Genomic DNA, 26,082 nt, shown 5'->3' with positions numbered 1-26,082 from the left:
TTAAAGCGCTTTATTTTTAATGTCTTCAGGTGACAAAGTTATAGGTGTTTGATCTCCATCTACCTCATATTTAAATACAAATTTTGCAGCAATATAATATGAAGTTAATGCAGCAACATAAGTTGGAATCCCAGCTGACAAGTAAAGAAATAACGGTCTGGATTCAAATGTAAGTGGATTGTATAAACCCCAATAAACAATCGCCCCAATAACAACCGCTATAATCGCAGATGGATTAATACCTTTCCAATAACTATAAGAACCTTGTGTATCATAGAGCTGACGTAATGAAATATTTTGCTTCTTTACGAAGAAATAATCTGCGATAATAATGCCTCCAAGGCTTGCCATTGTGAAAGAAATAATAGACATGAATGATCCAAATGCGTTATAGAATGTGGAGCTTAGTAATAGAAATACACTTGGAATCGTTGTATACATAGAGAACATCCAGGATTTTTTAGAAAATAACGTTTTAAAGCTTACGGCTTGTGAATACATGAGGAAAATTGTTGCTCCAACATTAGCAACTGTTAATAGAAGTAAGCCGACTAATCCACCATATGTCCCTGCAATTGTCATCATCCAACTTGCAGGATCTAAAGAGCCTGCGATTAAGGCAGCAAGTGCCCCAACAATTGCTGCTAGACAAACAATGACACCATAGCTGTAGAAGCTAGCTTTAAATGCACTACTTTCTTTTTTGGCAAGCCGACTATATTGTCCTAAATAAGGCAACCAAGAAAAACCTAAACCAATATTAATTTCAAGTGCGGTTGCAAACGAGCGAGAATGTGTTTCAAAAGGTTCCGCTGGTATAAAAGTGTTTAAAGCCGGAATATGTTGTCCGAATAAGATTATACCTAGTAAACCAATCAAAAATAGTAGAAAAGCAGGCACGGCAATTAGATTGAATTTACGAATAGCTGTTGGTCCACGTGCTGTAACTATAAAAGATACAACAAATAATACAATGGCAAAAAATGATGCACCAGTTTTTGAGTTACTAAAGAAAACAGGCATATTAAACCAAGCTGCTACACCAACTAGCGCTTGTCCCGCCATAAATAATGCAATGGATGTATAACCTATCGTTAGAAATAAGAAGATAAAGAAAAAAATCTTAGCTCCTGTATACCCGAGTGCACTACGAAAGCCGACAAATGTATCAATTCCATATCTAGCAAAATAAAGAGCGATAGGTGCAATTAAAAACATGGGAAATGCGTTGCCAAATAATGCGGCTACGATTGATTCTTTTGACTCTAGCATTGTCCCTGCATAGCCACCTGTTAAAAGACCAAAAGCTGATAGTCCGATAACGACTTGAACAAGCATTAAGTCCCAAAATCCAAATATACGCTCCTTTTTATCTGTAGGTAAAAAACCAAAGGCAACATCTTGTGTAATTGATGAATTTTGTTTTGACATATATACCCCTCCTTTGCTTTTTTGAATAGTCGGAATTGGAAAAAACCTTGGCAAATGGTATTCTAAGTTCTATACAATAGTTAGGATTAGAGCGACTGTAATTACAGCCATAATAATCGCAGGACCACCAGCGTCTTTTAATGTCGCGTGTGATGTCCTGTCAGTTCGGTGTGTTTCAAAATGCTGAATCCGTTTTTCTAAGTCTTCATACATACTACGTATAAATGGATCTTTAGAATTTAAGTTTTTTTCATATTTTGTGATGGTATTCATCCTATCCCTCCTTAAAATTAATATTTTTCTTACTCACACTACTATTAGCAAATACCGTGCCAAACTAAAAACGCTTCGAATAAAGCGTTTTCAGTAAATAATATAAGTAAGTAATATTTATAATTGAAATTTTCATTCAATTCCGAAATTTAATGATAGGAGGAACTTATAAATGAAATGGGAATCTATTATACTTCAAATCTACGATCAATTAATTATTACTAAAAAGGATGGAGTAGTTTATAAAGTTGATGGACGAGATAGAAATATTTTTAAAAAAAATGTTTCGTATAGAACAATTAGAGAGCTTGAAGAGCAGCATTTTACGGAAAGTATCTATGACAAAATTAACGATAGAGAAGAGAGGCAACAATTTCACCAAACAACATGGACAGGCGTTGATTTATTAACAACCGTTTTTAAAGAAGAAAACTATTACACTTTCGCTTATACATATTTAAACAGTCCCTACGTACAAAAAGGGCCCGCTCTAACTAATCAGGAGCTTTCTTCTTTTCCATTTGTAATTAATAGTCGTGCAATGGAAGATGTAGCAATGAAGTTGAAAAAAACAAGTGAAATGGGTGCTACTGCTCTTCTATTAGGGGAATCTGGTGTAGGGAAAGATATGGCTGCTCGAGCGATTCATCAGATTGGCCCACGTCGAGACAAGCCGTTTATATCAGTCAATTGTGGTGCCATACCTGAGAATTTAATAGAGAGTGAACTATTTGGTTTCGTTGACGGAGCATTTACCGGTGCTAAAAAAGGCGGAATAGAAGGAAAGTTTCGCCAGGCACATACAGGAATATTATTTTTAGATGAAATAGGGGAATTATCTTTAACATTGCAGGTAAAGTTGTTACGCGCCTTACAAGATCGCATTATTACACCAATCGGTGGTGAGGTTTCATATCCAGTAGATATACAAGTAATTACTGCAACAAATCGACCACTTGAAGAATTGGTTGTAAAAGGTGAATTTCGTGCCGATTTATATTATCGGTTAAATATTATTCCTATCCATATACCACCTTTACGTGATCGAGCAGAAGAAATACCAGCTCTTGTCTATCACTTCACAAAAAAATATAATGAGCGCTATCAACAAGAAGTGGAGTTTTCCCCTGAAGCAATTGATTATTTATGTATTCAGCCGTGGCTTGGAAATGTCCGAGAATTGGAAAATATGATAGAACGGTTAATCGTCCTTTCAAACGTAAAAATTATCACATGTCCTATCATTGCGGAATTTATTCCCGTTAAAGCCATAGAAAAGGGGAAGGGGCCAATTATTGATCATTTAATACCACTGCAAGAGGCGGTGGAAATAGTTGAAGAAGAACTTATCACAATGGCAATGAATCAATATAAGTCTATTAAACTAGCTTCCAATGTACTAGGCATTAGTCAACCAACGATGAGTAGGAAATATAAAAAAATTCGAGAATTACAATTGCAAGGAAAAGTTCCTTTGGATAAGCGCTCTATTTTAGAAGAACAGCTAAATAAACGTTTAAGTTCCATTGCGATTGTTACAGCTGTAACGATTCCATTGGAAGAGGTAAAGATAGCTATGGAAGATACCACAAATGCCAAATCGCGAGAGCAACTCGAGCGAAAATTGACCGCAATTTATCAGCAAGAGGGTGATATTATGTGGGTATTTATTTTTCAAATGCAAAAGGATGGAAAAGTGAATCATGTGGCTTCATGTAATGATTTTGTTATTAAACCAGGTGAGGAATATGTTGGTCCTCCTGAAATGATGAAAGTAGTTTATGAAGCATTTAAGGGAAAAGTCGGTGTCACTCCGGTGTATGAAGATAAGTATGGTGAATGGAAAACATGCTTTGCGCCGCTTTACGACGAAGCAGGAACAATTATTGCAATCGTAGGGTATGATTACAGTAAGTCTTATGTTAATAATGAATTGCAACGCCTGAGTAAACAACTTAATTTGACTATATAAAACGGGCTGTACTTCAATCACGTTCACCATTATTTCATGATACCGACATGAGGGGGGCAAAATTAAAAGCGTGTGTCATTTTGGCATAGGCAAACCGGTAAAACCTTTGGACATCATCTTCCGAAATTGAAATCGAAAAGTTAATGTTAGTGCCTGTCGCAACTTTGATGGCACAATCTGCCATTCAGTTTTTAAGTGTAGCTAAATAGTGAAAGATAATTATTTTATTGGAACCACCTTAAAAAAAAACTGCCGTCCTCATCTAAAGGAGACCGCAGTTTTTCTTTTTTGCTAAAGTATAGTTTGTTTATAGTTAGGTTGAGATTTTATTAAGATTGGGTTCATTCATGGCTATTACGGTGAAATTAATAATACACTACAAGTATCTACAACTAAACTAATTGAGGACTTTACTAAAGATGTAGAATCTATCAATATGCAAATTGATAAAATTACTAAGTTTCCATTTTAACTGCTTCTAGCTGTCAAATAGAAGATACACCAAATAATATTTCCATGTTGTTTATGACTTCTGCACCTGTTGAAACAGAATTAAGTAAGTCTATTTTTTCATTCAGATTTAAACTATGTTATTCTCCCGTAGACCCACAAACAAGAACAGATTTTATCCCCTATTAAATTTGCTCTATAGTACCATGTAAGTTCAATGATTCACCTTTGAAAAATGCTATTGGTACAGTTATCACATATGCCCGTACTTTATAGCCTAATATTTTATCGGAAAATCAAAGTGCACCTCTTAACAATAATTCATCTGACAGGTACAGAAATATTATATTTCTCCATTTTTCTGTATAGTGTACGTACACTTATGCCTAATTGCTCGGCAACTAACTTCTTACCTTCAAAATCAAAGCCATATCGATTGAGTGCCTTGATTATTCCATCCTTTTCCATATCCTTCAAATCATTTTTTTCCTTTAGTTTCTTAGGTGGTTGGAGTAGTGTAGGTTGTAAGTAGTCGGGAAGTGAAGATTCTGTGAGTTGATGACTTCTCTCCATATTCATACTATACTCAATGACATTTTCGAGTTCGCGAATATTTCCTGGCCAATGGTATTGTTGTAATCTTTTCAAAAATCCTTCTGAGCATGTCTGTATGAATTTACCTGTCCGATTTTGAAGACGATCGATCAAGATAGGGACTAATGTTTCTATGTCTTCTTTTCTTTCTCTTAATGCAGGTAAGTGGATTGGAATGACATTTAATCTATAGTACAAGTCTGAACGGAATTGTTTTGCCTCCATCATTTCCTCAAGGGGTTGATTAGTGGCAGCAATCACACGGATATTTACTTTTTTTGCATTAATTCCTCCAACTCGAGTAACCATCCCATCTTGTAAAACTTTTAATAACTTAGGTTGTAAATGGACAGGCAAATCTGCAATTTCATCTAAAAATAGTGTACCTCGATCTGCAAGTTCAAAATAACCTGGCTTGCCTTTTTTGTTTGCCCCTGTAAATGCTCCTTCCTCATATCCGAATAATTCACTTTCAAATAATGTTTCAGGAATGCTAGCGCAATTGATTTCAATAAATTCACCTTTTCTTAACATACTTTGCTCATGAATAAACTTTGCTAATAGGCTTTTTCCTGTACCCGTTTCCCCTGTAATAACAACGGAAGAAGTACTGTTAGCAATTCTAGAAAGAAGTTCTTTAAGTTTTTTTAGTCGAGTATGGTTCCCGATAATATAATTAATATTTTCCTTCGAATCTCTCCCTGTATATTTAAATTCTCCGGAACCGTCCAAAATCGTTAAAATGATTTCGCTTAATTGTGTTAACCAGTACTTAAATTGATCTTGTTGCGCAATCAACTTTTCTTGACCCTCTAAAGTGAAACTTACAAAGGAAAGAAAGCCATAATGGTTATCATTTTTTGTGATTTTAATTAGAATTTCTGCTTTTGAAGGACAGTTCGATTGGAAGTGGCAACCTTTACACATTTTCATATGTCCGGGGTCTTTTACAAAACTAACAGCTTCTTTGTTTTGTTTTTGGAAAAATGGTAAATGGACTCGATCCTTTTTTTGTACTTGATATTCTTCTGTGGATGCTACTAATACACCTTCATAATTAAAGAAAGCAATTTCGACTTGTAAAAGTTCTGCAAATGTTCGAATAGTCTTTGAAATTGAGGAAATAGCTGACATTCATACAACCTCCCACTTTTAGTTTGTAATTATTTTTGAAAAGTAAGTTTAGACATAGAAATATCAATCAACCATTCTACTTTATAATTAGGATTTTTAATTATAGGAATAATTTAGATGTCATAATTGTAGATTAATAAAGTTAAAATTGTCAATTTTCAGTCAATTATGGCAAAAAATATATTTTATTTTAATCAAAAGCTAGTAATTATAACGAATGAAAGTTGGCACACTATTTGCTTTATTACTAATATAACAATTCAAGGGGGTTTTTATATGGAAATGGATTATTTTAAGCTAACTAACAAAGTCGCAGTTGTAACAGGAGCGGCCTCTGGAATTGGATATGCTACAGCAGAGTTATTGGCTAAAGTAGGATTGCGCGTCATTTTACTAGATATTGATGAAGTTAACGGTGTGCAAGCTGCTAGTACAATTCTAGAGAATGGTTATCAGGCTCAATTTATGAAATGTGATGTGACAAGTGCAGCAAATTGCCAAGCAGTAAGTGAAGAGATTAAGCAAACATATGGCAATGTAGATGTACTTTTCAATAATGCAGGTATTATCAAACGAAAAACTGTAGTGGATTTAGAGGAACATGAATGGGATGCCGTTTTAGATGTTTCATTAAAAGGTGTGTATCTTCTATCTAAATACATCATTCCTATTATGGCTGCAGGGACAGGTGGAAGTATTATTAATACCGGATCTGGTTGGGGACTAAAAGGTGGTGACAAAGCTGCGTCATATTGTGCGGCTAAGGCTGGTGTTGTCAATTTGACAAAAGCAATGGCAATTGACCATGGACCACAGAATATCCGTGTCAATTGTATCTGTCCAGGAGATACAGATACACCATTATTAAGAAGTGAGGCACAACAGTTAAATCTCGAAGAAGGCTCTTTCTTAAAAGATTCCGCAGTGAACCGTCCATTGGCACGATTAGGAACACCTCATGATATTGCTAAAGGAGTGCTATTCTTAGCAAGTGATTTATCTAGTTGGGTAACAGGAACGGAATTAGTCGTTGACGGTGGCGGCTTGGCATAACGATAACAAAATATTAGGAGGTAATACTATGACAAAAAAAGTGCACCCATATATCCCAAATATGGTTCCTAAAGTTAAAGAAGAAATGCTGAAAGTAATTGGAGTAGAGAACAGTATGGAGTTATATTCATGTATCCCTGAAGAACTTCAGCTGAAGGAAGAGATGAATATACCAAAAGCATTAACAGAATACGAATTACGAAGACATATTGAAGGTCTTTTGAAGAAAAATATTAGTACAAACGACTATATTAACTTTTTAGGTGCCGGATGTTGGCAACATTTTGTTCCAGCGGTTTGTGATGAAATCAATCAAAGGTCGGAATTTCTAACAGCTTATGCTGGAGAGCCGTATGAAGACCATGGTAGATTTCAGTCATTATTTGAATATCAAAGTCTATTAGCGGAGCTTGTAGATATGGATGTTGTGAATGTACCGACATTCGATTGGGGGCAGGCTGCAGCTACTTCAATTAGAATGGCCGCTCGCATTAATGGAAGAAAGAAAGTTTTGATAGCTGCTACAGTTGCTCCAGAAAGAACAAAGATTATTGCTAACTACGGTTCACCAGAGCTCGAATTTAACAATATTTCTTTCAATCTTGATACAGGATTAATGGACTTAGATGACTTGAAAAGTAAAATTTCAAATGAAGTAGCGGCGATATACTTTGAAAATCCATCTTATTTAGGATTTATAGAATCCCAAGGAAATGAGATTTCTGCAATCGCTAAAGAACATGATGTACTACTTGTAGTAGGGGTAGATCCTATTTCATTAGGTGTATTGGCTCCACCAAGTCATTATGGTGCTGATATTGTTTGTGGTGATCTTCAACCACTTGGTATGCATATGAATTACAGCGGTGGCCAAGCCGGTTTTATCGCTACTCGTGATGAAGAAACATTCATTAATGAATTTCCATCACGTTTATTTGGTATCGTGCCAACAATAAAAGAAGGGGAATATGGATTTGGTGACGTGGCGTATGAACGTACTTCTTTTGCCCAAAGAGAAAAAGGCAAAGAATCAGTTGGTACTCAAACGGCATTATGGGGTATTACGGCTGGTGTGTACTTATCTTTACTAGGTCCTGAGGGGATGTATGAATTAGGGCAAACGATAATGCAAAATAGTCAATACACTGTAAAGAAATTGAATAAAATTGCGGGTATACAAGGTTCAAGAATTGTTTCACCATTCTTTAAAGAATTTATTGTAGATTTTAATGAAACGGGAATCTCGGTTCAAACAATTAATGAACTGTTATTAGAAAAGAAGATATTTGGTGGTAAGGATCTTTCTAAGGAGTTCCCAGAGTATGGACAATGTGCTCTATTTTGTGTGACAGAGGTTCATACGAAAGAAGATATGGATTGTTTGATAAATGCACTTGAAGAGATTGTAACAAAATAAACGTCTACAAAAGGAGTTTTGAGAATGAAACCAATAACAAGAACTGAAGCTACTCGCGATTTTCATCAAGCGAAATGGAATGAACCTATTATTTTTGAACTTCATCAAGAGGGAGAAAAAGGTGTTGAAGTACCACTAGCAAATCAAGAGGTGGTATCAACCATTGGTGACGGTGTATCTACTATTCCTGCATCTATGTATAGAAAAAATAGACCGAATCTTCCGGAAATTGGTCAAGCTCGTGTACTGCGCCATTACTTACGACTGTCTCAAGAAACACTAGGATCAGATTTTAATGTAGAAATCGGTCAAGGTACATGTACGATGAAATATATCCCGAAAATAAATGAATTATTAATTAGAAATCCTAAGATGATGGATCTTCACCCACTTCAAGGAGAGAGCACTGTACAAGGGATGTTAGAAATTATTCATAATTTAGATTTGTGTATGCGTGAAATTTCGGGGATGAGTGCTTTTTCATTCCAGCCAAGTGGTGGAACACAGGCATTATTTGCGATGGCTTCAATCGTTAGAAAATATCATGAAACACGTGGTGAAGGTGATCAGCGTGATGAAATCATCACAACGATATTCTCACATCCATCACAAGCAGCAACTGCTGTTGTGAAAGGATATAAAGTGATCACATTACATCCAGATGAAAATGGCTTCCCAGATATTGAGAAATTAAAAGAAGTTGTTTCTGAAAGAACGGCTGGGTTTGTTGTAGCAAATCCTGAAGATACAGGAATCTTTAATTCTAAAATTAAAGAGTTTACAAAGATTGTACATGAAGCGGGTGGTATTTGTTATTACGATCAAGCAAATGCAAATGGATTATTAGGTATTACAAGAGCAAAAGAAGCGGGCTTTGATATGTGTTTCTTTAATCTTCATAAAACGTTCGCTGCACCTCATATGTGTGGGGGGCCAGCAACAGGAGCGCTAGGGGTTACTGAAGAATTAAAAGAATATTTACCAGGACCAATTGTAGAATATGATGGAGAAAAATATTCATTAAATGATAATTTACAACACTCGATTGGTAAAGTTCGTGCATTTCATGGCGTAGCCCAAACAATCTTAAGATCTTATGCATGGATACGCGCATTAGGTCCAGATGGATTACGAGAAGTAGCCCAAACGGCAGTATTGAATAATAATTATTTATACCATAAAGTACAAAAAATTCGTGGTGCAAGTGCTCCATACGTTAAAGGCCAGCGATTAGAACAAGTTCGATATAGTTGGGAACAGATGGCTAGTGAAACAGGTATTACTACAGAAGATGTACAAAGAAGGATGATTGATTTCGGTCTACATTACTGGACTAGTCACCACCCGTATATCGTTCCACAACCATTTACTCTTGAACCAACTGAATCCTATTCAAAAACTGATTTAGATGAATATATTAATGCGCTTCAGCAAATTTCAAATGAAGCATATAACAATCCTGAAATTGTAAAAAATGCTCCGTATAATAGTACAATTCATCAACTAGTTGAAGAAGATTATTTAGATAACCCCGAGAAATGGTGTATTACTTGGAGGATGTATCAAAAGAAAGTATTGAAACCAGAACTTATTAAGTAAAAGGAGAGGCAATCAATTGATAAGAATTGATTGCCTTTGTTTTCTTGAAGAGAGTACGGAACTAGTTTACACGATGGAAGTAGTAGAAGTAGAAAAGTAGAATGCGGATACGAATAGATAATATTATTTAATCTATGCAGAGGGTGTGAAGTTTCATGGTACTCGGAAGATATTCAGATAGTCTCCAAAATAAACGTGTTGTAGTGACAGGAGGAGCTAGTGGTATTGGTCTAGCCACATCGCTTCGATTTGCTGCAGAAGGATCAATAGTAGCCATATTTGATAACAATGAAGAACAATTAAATAAGACTATAGAAGAACATCCAGCAATTAAATACGGGATTTTGGTTGATGTTAGTAATCCTGATGAAGTAAAAGGTGCTTTTAAAGAAGTTGATGAGAAAATGGGTGGAATTGATATTTTAATATCTAATGCTGGAATCAGTATAAGAAACAAATTTATAGATATCACTCCAGAACAATGGAAAAAAGTAATGGGTATTAATCTAGATGGAATGTTTTACACTGCTCAAGAAGCAGCAAAACGAATGTCGATTCAAGGTAGTGGGGTTATTTTAATGACAGCTTCTACAAATGGAATAACAGGCCATCCATATTACGCCGATTATAATGCATCAAAAGCTGGTGTAAACCTTTTAGCAAAAACAATGGCTTTAGAACTTGCACCAACGATTCGAGTAAATACAGTATGTCCGGGTTATGTGCTAACAGCTATGCAAATCGCTGAGTATTCGCCTGAAATGTTAGAGCAGGTTAATGAAAATATCCCACTTAAAAGACATGCTACTCCCGAAGAAATTGCAGGGGTTTATGCGTTCCTAGCTTCTGATGAGGGGATATATATTACAGGTCAGAATATCCCCGTAGATGGAGGAGAATTGGCTTAACAACATAATTCTATGCTTACTCTATTTTCGCTTAATTCAAATACTCTATCAAATTTATTTAATAGAACATAGATTATTAAGTAGAGTGAATAACGGACTATTAAGAAGGCGTTTTGAAAGTAAATGTAAAAGGGGTGTTGGTTATGGAAATGCAAACAGAAAAAAAGGGCAGGTTCAAAGTTCCTCATGTGTATGTCATATTGTTTTCTGTCATTATAATTGGAGCTATTTGTACTTACATTATACCAGCTGGAGAATTTGATCGTATCGAACAAGATGGTAGAACGATTGTGGTACCTGGAAGTTATCACGAAATAGCAGAGAATCGAACAACAGTTTTAAATGTATTTGAGTCGATTCATAAAGGGATGATTGCCACTGCCCCGCTAATTTTTTATATTTTTATAGTGGGTGGAGCATTTGGAATATTGCGAGCTACAGGGGCTATTGAAGGTGCAGTTCATAGCATGGCGAAAAAAATTGCTGGCAGAGAGCAGCTCTTAATCCCAGTATTAATGACTTTCTTTGCATTATCAGGTGCAATGTTAGGACTAGCAGAGGAGACTATCCCCTATATCACCATTCTAATCCCATTAGCAGTTCTCATTGGATTTGACTCGATGGTAGGGACAGCAATCGTACTACTCGGAACATCTGCAGGATTTACGGCTGCATTTATGAATCCGTTTACAGTCGGTATAGCCCAAGGAATCGCGGAATTACCTATTTTTTCAGGTATGTATTTAAGAATCATCTTCTTTGTCATTTTCTTGACGATTAGTATTTGGTATGTTATGCGTTACGCAAATAAAATAAAAAAGAACCCAAAGGCAAGTGTTATGTTCGGTGAAAAAAATGCACTCATAGATAGTTCAGATTCCGATCAAACATTTCCTTTTACTACACGACATAAACTCGCTTTCTTTGTATTATTAGGGACACTAGTTGGACTAGCTGTTGGTGTCATTAAATTTGAGTGGGGATTAACACAAATGACAGGACTATTTTTGATAATGGGAATACTCATTGGTGTTGTCTCAAAAATGAATTTTAGTAGTATGGCTGAGTCGTTTATAAAAGGCTGTGAGGTTTTAATAATGGGTGCGTTAGTTGTTGGTATTGCTAATGCAATTCTAATTATTTTAAGAGAAGGTCTTATAATGGACACGATTTTATATGGCCTTGCTTCTGCTGTAGACTCATTACCACCGCAATTAGCTGCACTTGGTATGTATATAGTGCAATGTCTAGTGAATTATATTGTTCCATCGGGTAGTGGGCAAGCCGCTTTAACGATGCCGATAATGGTTCCATTATCAGATTTATTAGGGGTTACTCGTCAAACAGCAGTATTAGCCTTCCAATTTGGTGATGGTATTTCAAATATTTTCACACCTACTTCAGGCTATTTTATGGCCGGTTTAGCATTAGGAGGTATCTCATGGATTAAATGGGTGAAGTGGATTTGGCCATTGATCGTTATTCATTATGCTCTCGGTGCTATCTTTGTGACCATTGCTCAATTAATTAATTATCAATAAACAGAGAAAGCAATAGGAGGGGTCATGTTGAATTTATCTAATTTACATCAAATCATGGTTGACTACCGTAGACATTTTCATCAATATCCAGAAGTATCTTATGATGAGGTCAATACAAGAATGTATATAATAAAAGAATTAGAGAAATTAGGATTGAAACCTTTCACATTTTCTGGGAAAGATGTTGCTGTTGAAATAGACGGGCAACAACCAGGTAAGACTGTTATCATAAGAGCCGATATGGATGCTCTGCCGGTATTTGAAGAAACGGGCTTACCCTTCTCATCGAAAATAGATGGAGTAATGCATGCTTGTGGACATGATGGACATATGGCAATTTTATTAGGATTGATTCATTACTTCAAAGAACATCCTGATAAAATCGTAGGGAAAATAAGATTTCTATTTCAACACGCCGAAGAAGATGTTCCAGCAGGTGCTATTGAAGTCGTTAAAAGTGGTGGTTTAAAAGATGCAGACGCAATTTTTGGATTTCATTTATGGGAACCGTTAGAGTTAGGTAAAATAGGCGTTCGTAGTGGCCCAACAATGGCAGGGTGTGATAAATTCACTCTCACTATATTTGGTAATGGAGGGCATGGATCTATGCCGAATGAAACTGTGGACCCTACCATTATTGCTGCTCAGTTTATTACACAGATACAGACTATTGTTAGTAGGTCATTACATCCTCTTGAACAGGCAGTTATAAGTATTGGAGAATTAAAATCTGGAACTAACTATAATGTCATTCCGGATACAGCTTATATAGCAGGAACTGTTCGACAATTCGGAAAAGAAATTGCTGGGAAAATCCATAATCGGATGGATAAAATAATAAGTGGATTATGTGAATCATTCGGTGCAAAATATCAATTGGAGTATTTACATGGGGATCCTACATTGGTGAATGATGACCAACTTTATAAAATGGTGAAGAAAAATGCTATTCAATTATTTGGTGAAAACAGAGTAGTAGAGATTAATCCGATACTTGGAAGTGAGGATTTTTCTAATTACACAGAAGTCATTCCAGGTATGTATACTTATATTGGCATTGGCAAGCCAGGGGAAACATTTGGTCATCATCATCCGAAATTTGATATTGACGAGTCAATGCTAGTTCCAGCAGCTACATTGATTTCACAATCAGTCATTCAATATTTAACAGGTGAAGAAAATTCCAATAATCTCTATCAGACTAACCATAGTTAAATAAACAGCGCTATAACCATACATTGACACCTTCACTACTAGACAATCCTAGCAGATGAAGGTGTTGTTTTTATAAATAAAAATAATTTATTCTCATGACATTAAAAATCTGTAAACAAAAAAGGTAAGATGTAATATATTATTATAAAGTTTCCTTAGGGAAAGAAAATTGGTTGCAAGAACGAAAATAGGTAATAAGATTTATGGTTTAAAAAAAGAATGTTAAATGATTTATATAAAATTATTATGAGAGAGAGTTGAATGTCATGAAGTGGATGGAAATATATATGCCAAAAACTTATGGGTTAATATCGATATGTGGCAAGCTTTTACCTCATAAGAATAGGAAGCAGCATCATAAATGAAATATCGATTCAAAAAGTTTCTAATTAATCAAATGAAAATTTATATATATTAAACCCCACTCTCACCGATTTCGAATGGTAGAAGTGGGGTTTTTAAGTTAATAAATGTTTAATGACTTGTAAACAAGTACATACTTTTTCTAATACTAATGTCCACCTGAAAGGGGAATTCACATTGAGCTCTTCAAAAAATAATAATAATAATTCTCCTGATTCCAAAAAGAATAAATCTAAGGATCCGCTTCTTAAAAGCCTTACTGAGAATGTGAAAATCATCAAGAAAGCAATGGGGAACAGTAACGATATTATAATTCGAGAAGTAGACATTCTTAAAACAGATAAACAAAAGATTGCGATTATTTATGCTGATGGTCTAGCAGATAAAACTGCAATTACTGATTTTATCATGGAATCACTTATGCTAGATCTTGATATAGATTCGACACCAGAAACACGCGGAGAAGATATTATTCAATATCTGAAGAATTTCTGCTTAACAGTAGGTGATGTGGAAGATGTTACGGATCTACAGAATGTATATCGAGCTGTTTTAAATGGAGAAACAATCATTCTCTTAGATGGCCAAACAAAAGGTATTGCTACCAGCACCAAAAGTTCAAAGGATCGAGCTATATCACAACCAAGTACTGAATCAGTCATTCGAGGACCTCAGGAATCATTTACTGAAACACTACGTACGAATACAGCGCTTATTCGCCGTAAGATAAAAGACCCGAACCTTTGGATAAAATCAAGAATCATTGGCGATATAACACAAACAGATGTTGCGGTTATGTATATCAATGGAATAGCAAACGATAAAATCGTAAAAGAAGTTCTTGAGCGGTTAGACCAGATTGATATTGACGGTATACTGGATAGCGGATATATAGAAGAGCTAATTCAAGACTCTAAATTTTCCCCATTCCCGACTGTTTATAATTCAGAGCGACCAGATGTTATTGCAGCAGCATTGTTAGAGGGAAAAGTGGCTATCATTGTTGATGGCTCTCCTTTTGTTCTTATTGTTCCAGCATTGTTTCCAGCGTTTTTACAAGCAGCAGAGGATTATTACCAACGTTCGATAATAAGCTCTTTAATTCGTATTTTACGATATGGTGGAATATTTGTTTCATTAATGGTTCCTTCTTTGTATATTGCAATTACTACTTTTCATCAAGAAATGATACCTACCCCCATGTTGATCAGTATTGCAGCCCAACGAGAAGGGGTACCATTTCCGGCATTTATCGAAGCAATCCTTATGGAATTAGCATTTGAAATATTAAGAGAAGCCGGTCTGCGAATGCCAAGAGCCATAGGTCCAGCCGTATCTATAGTCGGGACATTAATCATTGGGCAGGCTGCAGTAGAGGCTGGGATTGTATCAGCTGTAATGGTTATAATCGTGTCATTAACGGCAATTTGTAGCTTCTTATCACCAGCGTATGCAATGTCAAATTCAATTCGTATGCTAAGATTTCCTTTAATGATTTTAGCCTCGATATTTGGTTTGTTCGGCGTAATGATGGGGGCTTTTGCAATAATTCTTCACGTATGTAGTTTAAGATCTTTTGGTATACCGTATACAACACCTTTTGCTCCACTAATCCCATCTGATCAAAAGGATACAGTCCTTATATTTTCACGAGGGTCACTATTAACTAGACCTCGTTTAGTAAATCAAAAAAATATCACAAGAGAACAAAAACCAGAAAGAAAAAAAGGTAGGAGTGATTTAGGTGAAAGTTAGAAAAAAAATGACCGTTATAGTATTCTTACTTTCACTTTCGCTTATTTTAAATGGTTGTTGGAGCAAAAGAGAACTAAATGAACTTGCAATAGGTGTAGGATTAGGGGTGGATAAGGTAGACGATCAATATGAAGTCACTATTCAACTTGTAGATCCGGCTGAAATCTCTGCTAACCAAGCTTCAAGTAGTAGAACTCCAGTTGTAACATATACATCAAAAGGAAAAACCATATTTGAAGCATTGAGAAAAATGACCACAATTTCTTCGAGGAAAATCTATTTATCACATCTTCAAATGATGGTAATAGGTGAGGGAATGGCTGCTGATGGAATTAAATCAACTTTAGAATTTCTAGCAAGAGATCATGAAGTACGGAATAATTTTTATATTATTGTTTCAAAAAAAGCTACTGCTAGAGAAGTCTTGGATATTATAACACCTTTAGAAAAAATTCCGGCAAATAAAATGTTTGCTTCATTAGATGTTTCACAGGAAGCATGGGGTACAACAACAAAGATGAGTTTAGATCAATTAATCAACCATCTTAGTAGCCAAATTAAAAGCGCAGCTTTATCGACAATAGAAATAATCGGAGATAATAAAACGGGGGATAATCAAACGAATATAGAAATAGTTGATACTCCAACGTTATTGAAGTATACCGGTTTAGCCATTTTTAAAGAGGATAAGTTAGTTGGTATATTAAATGAAGAGCAAAGTAAAAGTTATAATTACTTAAGAGATGAAATTAAAAGCACTATAGAAAGTGTTTCTTGTCCAAATAATGATGGGGAATTATCAACAGAAGTCCTTAAATCTAAAACAGAAATAAAAGTAAAAATGAGCAAAGGTAGTCCGGTCTTCGATGTTTCTATTAACGTCGAACAAAACATTGGAGAAGCTAATTGTCAAGTCGACTTAACTGATACAAAGACCATTAAAAAAATCGAAGCAAATGTAAGTAAATTAATTGAAAAGCGAGCAAATGAATTAATTGATCAATTACAAAACAAATACAAAGTTGATGTAGTAGGCCTTGGAGAAGTAATCTATCGTTCTCATCCAAAAGAATGGAAGGAAATGAAAGGTGTTTGGGAAAATGAGATATTCCCGAATGTAGGGGTAAATATAAAAGTAAAAGTAAAAACAACGGGATTAGGCATTTTGAAAAACTCAATGTTATATGAAACAAAGGAGTGATGGAATATGCTGAAAACAATAGGAGTCTTAATAATCTCTGGAGCCATTTTGTTTTTTCAATTACCAAAACTGTTGAAACATGGTGAAAAAAGAGAGCAATGGGCTTTTTATATTTTACTATTCATCAGTACCACCTTGAGTATAGCAGTTGCTTTAAACGTAAAAGTACCAAATCCAGTAGATTTAATCACGGTAATTTATAAACCAGTGGGTGAATTTCTAAAGTTGAGCCTTAAGTAAGTAGCAAATTGAGCAAGATCAATAAATAGTAAAAGAGGCAAGGTAACTATGGAGAAAGAGATTATTAGTGTACGCGCATTTACAATAATTGTGCTACTTTATTCTATAGGAACGGGTATTTTAATTTTACCTGCAAGTTTAACACAAGTGGTGAAGCAAGATGCATGGATAGCTGCAATATTAGGCGTGTTAGTCAGCTTTTTACTTGTGAAATTATATATAACCGTTGGGAATATTACGCCTAAATCATCCTTAGTGCAAACGAATGAAAAAGTTCTCGGGAAATATGTAGGAAAGTTTGTTTCTATTCTTTTTATTATTTTCACGTATCTTGCAGCAAGTGAACTTCTCATTTTTTTAGCAGATTTCATGCGTTCTGAAGTTATGCCTGAAACACCTGCAGTAGCTTTCAGTGGGTTATTTATTGTCGTAATAATGTTTGGTGCATATTTAGGTTTAGAGGTATTTGCAAGATCTTCGGAAATTCTTTTTCCCGTTTTCTTTATTTTATTCGTGTTCTTTGTCATTTTTATAACCCCACAAATTGATGTGAAAAATATACAACCTTTGTTTGAAACTAGCACAAAACCATTATTAAAGAGTACTTTGATTTTCATGGGTGAATTTTCTTTTTCGTTTATAATATTGTTGATGATTTTTCCAGTTAGTATTAATGTTCCTAAATCTGGTCCTAAAGGATTTTACATAGGTACAATTGCTGGGGGAATAGTGTTAATAATTATCATTACAATGTGTGTCTTAGTACTTGGATCTAATGATACAGCACATCGAGTTTTCCCCAGTTATGCTATGGCACAAAGGATTACTATAGGGAATTTTATACAACGTATTGAAATCATAATGGCACTATTATGGATTATTACACTTTATATAAGGGCTTTCATCTACTTTTACTCAACAGTCGTAGGTATGGCACAGATACTTAATATAAAGAATTACAGATCTCTAATATTACCTATAGGAATGAGTATGGTTGCAACTTCTCAAATTTTACATCCTAATATCGTTCAACAACTAAAGTTTAATGAAGAAATATGGTTACCATACGCATCTACTTTTGCTTTAGTGTTACCTATTATCTTATTAATAGTTGCTAAAGCTCGAAATATTAAAAAAGGATGAGATACAAATGTATCCACAGGGACATGATTTGTAATTATTTTATTAAGATTTACCTATTAACTCTAAGTAATTTGAGTAATCAAAACTGTCTGGAGTAGATTAAAATACATCGTTTTTAGTGTATTTATGAATCAAAAAAAATAAAAATTTACAAAACAATTAAATAACATTAACTTTTAGAGGATATAATTATTAAAGCAAGACATCTTCCATGCATAGATTTTATTAAATGAAATAAAATAAGCACTAAGGAGGAGTAAACTTGGTTACTTTAATCGACATTATGATTACAAGTTTGATCAGTCTTTGCTTTTTGGCCTTAGGATTATTTATCTATAAAAAAGAAGATGTTGAATTAGTTGCAGGATATAATGGTCAAAAATTCAAGGGCAATAAATCAAAATTCGCAAAAAACAACGGCTTATTCTGTATAGCCTTTGCATGTTTACTTTTTATTACCCCTTTTTTCAAATACTTTGGGCATGTATTTTTAAACTTAATCTCATTCATCATGGTGTTGTTATTAATCATTTTGGTCCTTTATACAAGAAAGCAACATCAATAAATTGGATAAAATCCGCTTGTTCCTAGGAATGAGCGGATTTTAATTTTTGCCTGGGAATTTATGTACTAAATATGTTTTTCTACTACAAGTGGATTAATTATGAATAAGCTGTATAAAATAGGGGAATGTACAGGACTTTCGAGAGATCGTTTAAAGGGGCTCATGGCGATATACAAAACAATTCAATGATATTCACTTGAAATATAGGTTTTAATGGTCTGAAGGAATAATGGAGGAATAATGGATTAACAAAAAGCGTTCCAACATTACGTTGGAACGCTTTTTATGAACTCATTTTTAAGTTTTAGAGACATTTTTATTTGCAGAGATCATTAAAAACATTGGTCTACGGTTTTCATCGTGCATTTCAGGGATATTCTTTAACATTTCTTCAGAAGGTGTAGATTCTTTTACTACACTAATACTAAAACCTGCGTTAATCAAATCATTTATATAAGTAGAGATCGTACGATGATATTTTTGGACGCTTTCATTTAAAAAGGATGTTTCACGTAATCCTTCAAAATGATAATTGTCCACTGGCCAGTGTAAACGATTGCCTTCTTCATCGACATACCAATCTTGTTCACTTCTTGAAGTGAAAATTGGGTGCTCAACAGAAAAGACAAATGCCCCACCATCTTCTAAATAATCGTAGACCTTTTGGCAAATTGTATCAAATGATTGAATATAGTGAAAAGCTAGCGAGCTTATAACGACATCAAATTGTGCATCTGAGAATTGAATATCTTCAATCGATTCTTGAATATATGTGATACCAGGATCGTCTGTTTTTTCGCGCGCTTTTTCCAACATTTTTTTCGATAAATCTACGCCAATTACAGAACTGGCCTGTTGCTCACGAGCAAATCGGCAATGCCACCCAAACCCACAACCTAGATCAAGTACCCGCTTATTGTGCAAATCTGGTAGCAGTGTTTTTAAAATATGCCACTCTCCGGCAGCTTCAAGTCCATCCACTGATCGGGGCATTTGTTCATAAGCAGCAAAGAAATTTGTTTCATCATATTTGTTTTGTTTTGTCATGTTAAATCTAAACTCCTATCTATATAAATGGAATATGGATTTTTGTATTTAAAATCCAACTATTTGAAGATTACCGCTATTCTACTTTCCGCCTGAACAATATACACCAGCAATTAGGTATAATTCTCCGATTACTTGTAATAAAGTAAGGGATTTGCCGATAACGAGTAAAGCAAAATTAGAAGCAAACACGCGCATGAAATTTAAATAAATGACGACTTTATTGGCTCCAATACATACTATCCCCGTACTTCAGGAAATAAATGCAATAATCAAAACGAATCTAACTGTTTAAATAATAGCGGAAATTGCTGTTCCGGACCAATGGATCGCAGTCGTTGTTTGAGCAGATTCATACAGGAAAAAGGTGTCAACATAATGGTACCTGCCAATATTGAAACAAGAAGAATTGCCAAGTTAGGTTTGCATTTTGTTTTACTAATAAAGAATAGATACTCCATAAAACTGCAGAATAACGATTAAATTTCCTTTATTAAAAGAAAAATGACGTAATATTTCGACCAAACCGTTTGAAATGATAAATACTATACCGATAAAAGAAATGTCTGTTCAGATCAATTGATCTTTCGTTAGATGTTTCATTATCTCTTTGGAATTTCGTATTCAAGCAAAATAGGCTAACTATAGAAAGAAGAAAAAAGCAATATACCTAAGTATTAATACATGTGTGTGAATGGTTGTAAATCATTGCCCAAAGCATTGTTGCTAAAAGTAGCAATACAAACGTGGGGATTCCATTATTTGAAGAACCTCACATTAAAAATATAATTGCATCGATTAAATCGACATATTGTTCTAATTCACTATAACTTTCGATTGAATCATATTATTAAGACTTAAATACCTAAGAAGTAGAGTACAACCGGAATCGATATGATACTAATGATAGTAGTTACAAATGTAGTAAACGATACTAAATCGGGTTCTGTATCAAACTGTAAGGCTATCATCGTTGTATTTGCAGCAGCGGGCATTGCAGATTGGATAATTAAAACGGTTTTAATAAGAGTGCTGAGAGGCATAAAATATAAAATCACTGCTGCTAGAATCGGTGATAGAATTATACGGATAATGGATACAACCGAAACTAAGCGATAATTCACTTTTCTAGCAGAAATAGCAGCTAACTGCATCCCTAAAACAAGCATCACTGTTGGAATAGATGCCTCAGCTACTAAACTAACACCATCCATTACTGTTTTAGGAATAGTAATATGGTAAAATTCTAAAGTAATACCCGCTAGTGCCGAATAAATTAAGGGCATGCGTAAAACTTTTTGGATGGATTGTTGTATCGTTGCTTTTTGTGATCCACCTATTGAAGCAAAGAAAATGCCTAAACTATTCATTAGAAGTGCATGAAGAACCATTATAATTACGGCAATATCAAAACCTGCAGCACCTAAAGCAAATAACACTACTGGTGCTCCGTAATTTCCACTATTCATGAATACGGCTCCGAGGATCATTGCAGAAAATTCTGATCGTGAAGCCTTAAGTAAAGTAGAAATAGCCCATGTACAGAGAAACAAAACAACTGTTAACGATATTGTGAAAATTGCTATGTATAAATAATCTTTAGTTAATGGTGTCGTATAAAATGTACGAAAAGCGAGGAATGGTGACATTAAGTATAGGGCAGCTGTAGAAATCGATTTAATATCAAAACCTATACATTTTTGGCCGATAAATCCTATTGAAAACACTATTAGAACGGGTAAAATAATAAGAAATAAAGACAAATAACCATCTCCGTTAGATTTATTAGATATTTCTTATTATTCCACTTTTAAAAATATAGACAATACTATTTTAAAGAAAGTTTTATTTTTTCAAAGAAAAACACGTAGTAAGTAAACTACGTGTTAACTGATGTTATTTCCAATTTGTATTCATAAATTCATCGCGACCGGACTTAGCACGGTCTTCTTTATAGTGATTGGCATTTTTTTTGTAATAATCTTGATGGTAATCTTCAGCAGGGTAGAATTCCCTTGCTCCACGAATCTCAGTGACAATAGGTTTTTTGAATCTTCCACTTTCAGCTATCGCTTGTTTGGATGCTTCGGCTAACTGTTGTTGCAACGAATCATGATAGAATATGGCTGCTTTATAAGATTCACCGCGGTCTTGGAATTGACCTCCGTCATCTGTAGGATCGACTTGCGGCCAGTAGATTTCTAGTAATTTTTCGTAAGAAAAGATCGTTGGATCGAATTCAATTTGAACGACTTCTAAATGACCTGATTGACCGGTTTTTACATCTTCATATGTTGGGTTTTCTAAATGTCCACCCATGTAGCCAGAAGTTACTTTATGTATTCCGTCATATTCGACAAATGGTTTGACCATGCACCAAAAACATCCACCAGCAAATGTAGCTATATTAGTAATTTGTTCCATGTTGTAACCTCCAATAGTATAAAGACGTCATTAATACGTGAAATCTTGTACATCTTTTAGTTTACAACATTGACTACTAGAAAAACATACCCACTTGAAAGGAGCATACATCATGCAAGAAAATCAACAAACGCGAGTGCGCAAAAAAAGACGCAAACTTCGAAAAGGACGTGTGTTCTTTACTTTTCTACTACTTATATTAGTAGGGGTAGGAGTATTTGCATACACTGAATATAAAGCAGGGCTAGAACTTGCGAAAGGGCAGGAACAGAAAATAAAAGAACACTTTATTGGTGATGAGGCTTCATCAAAAAACATAGATAATATTTTACTTTTAGGAGTCGATTCTCGCGGTGAGGCAAAATCCCGAACTGACTCTATGATGCTTGTTTCATGGAACAAAGATACAAATGACATTAAAATGGTGTCATTCATGCGAGATATTTATGCTGATATCCCTGGCTATCAATCATATAAGTTAAACACTGCTTATTATTTAGATGGTGTTCAACTATTAAAGAATACAATCAGTAACATGTTCGATGTAGAAATTAATCACTATGCATTAATTGACTTTAAAAGCTTTGAATCGATGGTAGATATTCTTGCACCAAATGGGGTAGAAGTTAATGTCGATAAAGATATGTCAAAAAACATCGGAGTTAAATTGAAAAAAGGAACACATCAATTGAATGGTAAAGAATTGTTAGGCTTTGCTCGGTTCCGTTCGGATGCACAAGGTGACTTTGGACGTGTAGATCGACAACAGCAAGTTCTAGAAGCTTTGAAAAAAGAAGTTGTATCACCTGGTAATTATAAAAACTTCCCTAAATTATTAGGAGCACTTCAAGGTTATGTTCAAACTGATATGACAGCCAAAGATGAATTATCATTAATGGCATCAATCATAAAAGGTGGAGATTTAAATATCGAAAAACTGACTATTCCGGTTGAACATGGCTATACATTCGCCAATTATCCTCATGCAGGGTCTGTCATTGAAATTGATCGTGCTTTAAATAATAAAGCTTTAGAGGAATTTCTTGATTTCGAACAGTAATATAGGGGTATAATAATATTATTAGCGCAATTTGAATGCTTCCTGTAAACTAATCATATAGCATTTTTTGTCATAAGGGGGGATTGGATGGAACCAGAAAAACCATCATTTTTTTCAACGAGATTTATTCGTTTCTTAGGAGGTAGAAATTTACTTTTTGGTTTATTAACCTTATTAACTTTAGGTTGTATTATATTTATTTATGAAAAAGTATCTTTTATTTTCCATCCTATTTTTGTATTTTTACAAACAGTTGTACTTCCGGTTATTTTAGCCGCGATTGCTTTCTATTTATTAAGACCCATTTTGCGTATACTTGAGAAATGGAAAATCCCTCGAGTATGGGGGATTCTGATTATTTATCTTGGGTTAGCAGGTATAATTACTTTGTTAGTTATTCTAGTATTCCCATTTTTAAAAGGTCAGTTTACGAATTTAATCAACGAATTCCCACAATACTTTATGGAAATGCTTCATAAAACCGAATCTTTCGTACAAGGATCGACTTTCAATTCCTTCTTATCTAAATACAATTTTGATCTAGATCAAGTGATGGCAGATATTACGAAAAATTTAAATGAAACAGTTAAAGATACGGTGGGTAGACTAGGAAGTGGTATTGCGACAGGTATTACAGGCTTTATTTCCACTCTAACTGGAATTCTTTTAGCAATCGTAACTGTTCCATTCATCTTATTCTACTTATTAAAAGATGGAGAAAAGCTTCCAAAATTTATTTTGAAAATGCTTCCTCCTCGTATGAGAGATGATGCGGCTCACCTTTTCCATAAAGCTGATCGCCAAATTAGCTCATATATTCAAGGGCAAATTATCGTTTCATTTTGTATCGGTATTATGATTACAATTGGATTTTTAATTATCGATATGCGTTATGCAATCGTGCTTGGTTTTTTAGCGATGATTACAAGTGTTGTGCCTTACTTAGGACCAATTATAGCCATAACACCTGCTGCGATTATCGCTATCGTAACGTCGCCAATTATGTTGGTCAAATTGGCAGTAGTATGGACTATAGTCCAATTAGTGGAAGGTAAATTTATTTCTCCACAAGTTATGGGTAAATCGCTACATGTACATCCGATTACGATTATTTTTGTCCTTTTAACAGCAGGTTCATTATTCGGTGTACCAGGTGTTGTTCTGGGGATTCCAGGTTATGCAGTTCTCAAAGTGTTAGTAACTCACTTGTTCTATTTATATAAGAAACGCTATAATCGACAAGAACCAGATCCTACTATGGAATATGAAGTGGAGAACTGGAAAGACGAATAATCGGTAGCATTTGCTACCGATTTTTTTTATTAGCAAAGACAAAATGTATGATTTTAATATCGGATATAAAAGGAACATTAAATAATGAAGAATTTTAATACAGCAATATGTGATTTTATAAAGAAGAACAGCTAATCTTTCGATTTATATTGAAGGAATTGCTGTTTTTTTATGAATAAAAATACTATTTATTATGAATGATCTCTTTTGAAAAAATATTTTTACAATATTAAATGCTTTTGTATCAATGATGGAAGCGTGTACATTTCCAAAAGAATGAAAAGCAAATAAAAATACAATTGACTTTATATTTATACATACTTATAATAATTTGTAACATACACGTGAGGTGATTCAGTTGAAGGTTGGAATTATTGGTGCAACAGGATATGGCGGGTTAGAACTAATGAGATTATTACATAACCACAAAGAAGTCGAAAAAATTAAATTATTCACTTCTTCTGATGAAGGAGCCATTTTTTCACAAAAATATGGTCATCTAAAAAAAATATACGATCAACCTTTAGAGAAAATTGATGCAGATACATTAGCTGAATTAGATGTTGTATTTACAAGTACACCATCAGGGGTTTCAAGTAAGTTACTACCACCTCTATTGAATAGCAAAACGAAATTCATAGATTTATCAGGTGATTTCCGACTTAAAAATTTAGAAGATTATGAAAAATGGTACAAAAAAGAGCCAGCTCCTAGTGATGCAGTAGAGCAAAGTGTATATGGTTTGAGTGAATGGAACAAAGAAGCCATTAAAGAAGCAAGTCTTATTGCCAATCCAGGATGTTATCCAACGGCAGTTTTACTTTCTCTTTTACCTTTGTTAAGAGAAGACTTAATTTATGTAGATGGCATAGTCATTGATGCCAAAAGTGGAATCTCAGGGGCGGGGAATAAGCCTAGTATGATGACCCACTTCAGTGAAACAAATGAAAACACAGCCATCTATAAAATACATGAACACCAGCATATTCCTGAAATTGAACAGGCTATGAAAATGTTCGCAAATAGTGATACACCAATTACATTTACAACAACATTAGTACCGATGACACGAGGGATTCTGGCAACAAGCTATGCTCAGATTACTCCAGGAACAACAGAAGAACAACTTTATAACTGTTTAGTTCAACAATATCAAAGCAATCCTTTTGTTCGAATTATCAAAGAAACAGTAAAATTTGGAACGAACCAAGTTTATGGTTCTAATTTCTGTGATATCCATGTGAAAGTCGATTCAAGGACTGGCAAAGCTACGATTGTTTCTGTTATTGATAATTTAGTCAAAGGGGCAGCGGGGCAAGCCATTCAAAATATGAATATACAGTTTGGTTTTGATGAAACAACGGGTCTTATGCAAGTGCCATTATACATTTAAAAAAGGGAGTG

Annotated in this window: 21 protein-coding genes; 15 read left to right on the top strand and 6 right to left on the bottom strand. The window is 34.5% G+C overall.

Going from position 1 to position 26,082, the window contains the following annotated elements:
* A complete protein-coding gene (locus tag AC3IS5_RS11445; protein ID WP_489424530.1) occupies positions 1 to 1,431 on the bottom strand; it encodes a purine-cytosine permease family protein in 1,431 nt (476 codons plus the stop codon).
* Positions 1,432 to 1,500: 69 nt separating this feature from the next.
* Entirely contained in the window at positions 1,501 to 1,704 is a 204-nt protein-coding gene (locus tag AC3IS5_RS11440; protein WP_489424529.1) for a hypothetical protein, read from the bottom strand.
* A gap of 172 nt (positions 1,705 to 1,876) precedes the next feature.
* Between AC3IS5_RS11440 and AC3IS5_RS11435 the strand changes: the two genes are divergently transcribed.
* Entirely contained in the window at positions 1,877 to 3,676 is a 1,800-nt protein-coding gene (locus AC3IS5_RS11435) for a sigma-54 interaction domain-containing protein (protein ID WP_489424528.1), read from the top strand.
* A 771-nt stretch (positions 3,677 to 4,447) separates the two neighbouring features.
* On the opposite strand, the gene AC3IS5_RS11430 is transcribed toward AC3IS5_RS11435, so the two are convergent.
* Positions 4,448 to 5,854, bottom strand: coding sequence for a sigma-54 interaction domain-containing protein (locus AC3IS5_RS11430; protein WP_489424527.1), 1,407 nt, complete (start codon positions 5,852 to 5,854; stop codon positions 4,448 to 4,450).
* Between the two features lie 276 nt (positions 5,855 to 6,130).
* Here AC3IS5_RS11430 and AC3IS5_RS11425 point away from each other — a divergent pair, with 276 nt between their 5' ends.
* The 11 genes from AC3IS5_RS11425 to AC3IS5_RS11375 all read left to right on the top strand — a co-directional run bounded on the left by AC3IS5_RS11425 (position 6,131) and on the right by AC3IS5_RS11375 (position 18,854).
* Positions 6,131 to 6,907 (top strand): SDR family NAD(P)-dependent oxidoreductase, encoded by a 777-nt coding sequence (locus AC3IS5_RS11425; RefSeq protein WP_489424526.1) that lies wholly within the window; start codon positions 6,131 to 6,133, stop codon positions 6,905 to 6,907.
* A gap of 28 nt (positions 6,908 to 6,935) precedes the next feature.
* Positions 6,936 to 8,324: an aminomethyl-transferring glycine dehydrogenase subunit GcvPA gene (gene gcvPA, locus AC3IS5_RS11420; protein ID WP_489424525.1), complete on the top strand. Its 1,389-nt coding sequence runs from the start codon at positions 6,936 to 6,938 to the stop codon at positions 8,322 to 8,324.
* A 24-nt stretch (positions 8,325 to 8,348) separates the two neighbouring features.
* A complete protein-coding gene (gene gcvPB / locus AC3IS5_RS11415) occupies positions 8,349 to 9,923 on the top strand; it encodes an aminomethyl-transferring glycine dehydrogenase subunit GcvPB (protein ID WP_489424524.1) in 1,575 nt (524 codons plus the stop codon).
* A 155-nt stretch (positions 9,924 to 10,078) separates the two neighbouring features.
* A complete protein-coding gene (locus AC3IS5_RS11410; protein WP_489424523.1) occupies positions 10,079 to 10,831 on the top strand; it encodes an SDR family NAD(P)-dependent oxidoreductase in 753 nt (250 codons plus the stop codon).
* Between the two features lie 143 nt (positions 10,832 to 10,974).
* Positions 10,975 to 12,372, top strand: a complete 1,398-nt coding sequence (locus AC3IS5_RS11405; RefSeq protein WP_489424522.1) for a YfcC family protein — start codon at positions 10,975 to 10,977, stop codon at positions 12,370 to 12,372.
* A gap of 27 nt (positions 12,373 to 12,399) precedes the next feature.
* Positions 12,400 to 13,587 carry a M20 metallopeptidase family protein gene (locus tag AC3IS5_RS11400; protein WP_489424521.1) on the top strand — a complete coding sequence of 396 codons (1,188 nt, stop codon included), beginning with the start codon at positions 12,400 to 12,402 and terminating at the stop codon, positions 13,585 to 13,587.
* A 477-nt stretch (positions 13,588 to 14,064) separates the two neighbouring features.
* Positions 14,065 to 15,705, top strand: coding sequence for a spore germination protein (locus tag AC3IS5_RS11395; protein WP_489424520.1), 1,641 nt, complete (start codon positions 14,065 to 14,067; stop codon positions 15,703 to 15,705).
* A complete protein-coding gene (locus AC3IS5_RS11390; RefSeq protein WP_489424519.1) occupies positions 15,695 to 16,906 on the top strand; it encodes a Ger(x)C family spore germination protein in 1,212 nt (403 codons plus the stop codon). The genes AC3IS5_RS11395 and AC3IS5_RS11390 overlap by 11 nt, the downstream gene beginning before the upstream one ends.
* A 6-nt stretch (positions 16,907 to 16,912) precedes the next feature.
* Positions 16,913 to 17,146 (top strand): hypothetical protein, encoded by a 234-nt coding sequence (locus tag AC3IS5_RS11385; RefSeq protein WP_489424518.1) that lies wholly within the window; start codon positions 16,913 to 16,915, stop codon positions 17,144 to 17,146.
* 48 nt (positions 17,147 to 17,194) lie between these two features.
* On the top strand, positions 17,195 to 18,289 hold the full coding sequence (locus AC3IS5_RS11380) for a GerAB/ArcD/ProY family transporter (protein ID WP_489424517.1): 1,095 nt from the start codon (positions 17,195 to 17,197) through the stop codon (positions 18,287 to 18,289).
* A 262-nt stretch (positions 18,290 to 18,551) separates the two neighbouring features.
* On the top strand, positions 18,552 to 18,854 hold the full coding sequence (locus AC3IS5_RS11375; protein ID WP_489424516.1) for a DUF3784 domain-containing protein: 303 nt from the start codon (positions 18,552 to 18,554) through the stop codon (positions 18,852 to 18,854).
* Positions 18,855 to 19,151: 297 nt separating this feature from the next.
* Here AC3IS5_RS11375 and AC3IS5_RS11370 read toward each other — a convergent pair whose 3' ends face one another.
* The 3 genes from AC3IS5_RS11370 to msrA form a co-directional block, all read right to left on the bottom strand.
* Positions 19,152 to 19,901, bottom strand: coding sequence for a class I SAM-dependent methyltransferase (locus AC3IS5_RS11370; RefSeq protein WP_489424515.1), 750 nt, complete (start codon positions 19,899 to 19,901; stop codon positions 19,152 to 19,154).
* 857 nt (positions 19,902 to 20,758) lie between these two features.
* A complete protein-coding gene (locus AC3IS5_RS11365) occupies positions 20,759 to 21,664 on the bottom strand; it encodes an AEC family transporter (RefSeq protein WP_489424514.1) in 906 nt (301 codons plus the stop codon).
* 133 nt (positions 21,665 to 21,797) lie between these two features.
* Positions 21,798 to 22,325 (bottom strand): peptide-methionine (S)-S-oxide reductase MsrA, encoded by a 528-nt coding sequence (msrA, locus tag AC3IS5_RS11360; protein WP_489424513.1) that lies wholly within the window; start codon positions 22,323 to 22,325, stop codon positions 21,798 to 21,800.
* Between the two features lie 112 nt (positions 22,326 to 22,437).
* On the opposite strand from msrA, the gene AC3IS5_RS11355 reads away from it, so the two are divergent.
* From AC3IS5_RS11355 to argC, 3 genes are all read left to right on the top strand, one after another.
* Complete coding sequence (locus AC3IS5_RS11355) at positions 22,438 to 23,385, top strand: LCP family protein (protein ID WP_489424512.1); 948 nt, start codon at positions 22,438 to 22,440, stop codon at positions 23,383 to 23,385.
* A gap of 87 nt (positions 23,386 to 23,472) precedes the next feature.
* Positions 23,473 to 24,678 carry an AI-2E family transporter gene (locus AC3IS5_RS11350; protein WP_489424511.1) on the top strand — a complete coding sequence of 402 codons (1,206 nt, stop codon included), beginning with the start codon at positions 23,473 to 23,475 and terminating at the stop codon, positions 24,676 to 24,678.
* A gap of 358 nt (positions 24,679 to 25,036) precedes the next feature.
* Positions 25,037 to 26,071: an N-acetyl-gamma-glutamyl-phosphate reductase gene (gene argC, locus AC3IS5_RS11345; RefSeq protein ID WP_489424510.1), complete on the top strand. Its 1,035-nt coding sequence runs from the start codon at positions 25,037 to 25,039 to the stop codon at positions 26,069 to 26,071.
* The last annotated feature ends 11 nt before the right edge of the window (positions 26,072 to 26,082 follow it).

This window comes from Viridibacillus sp. KH_047, assembly GCF_057838945.1.
This window is presented reverse-complemented; position numbering and strand designations above follow the sequence as displayed.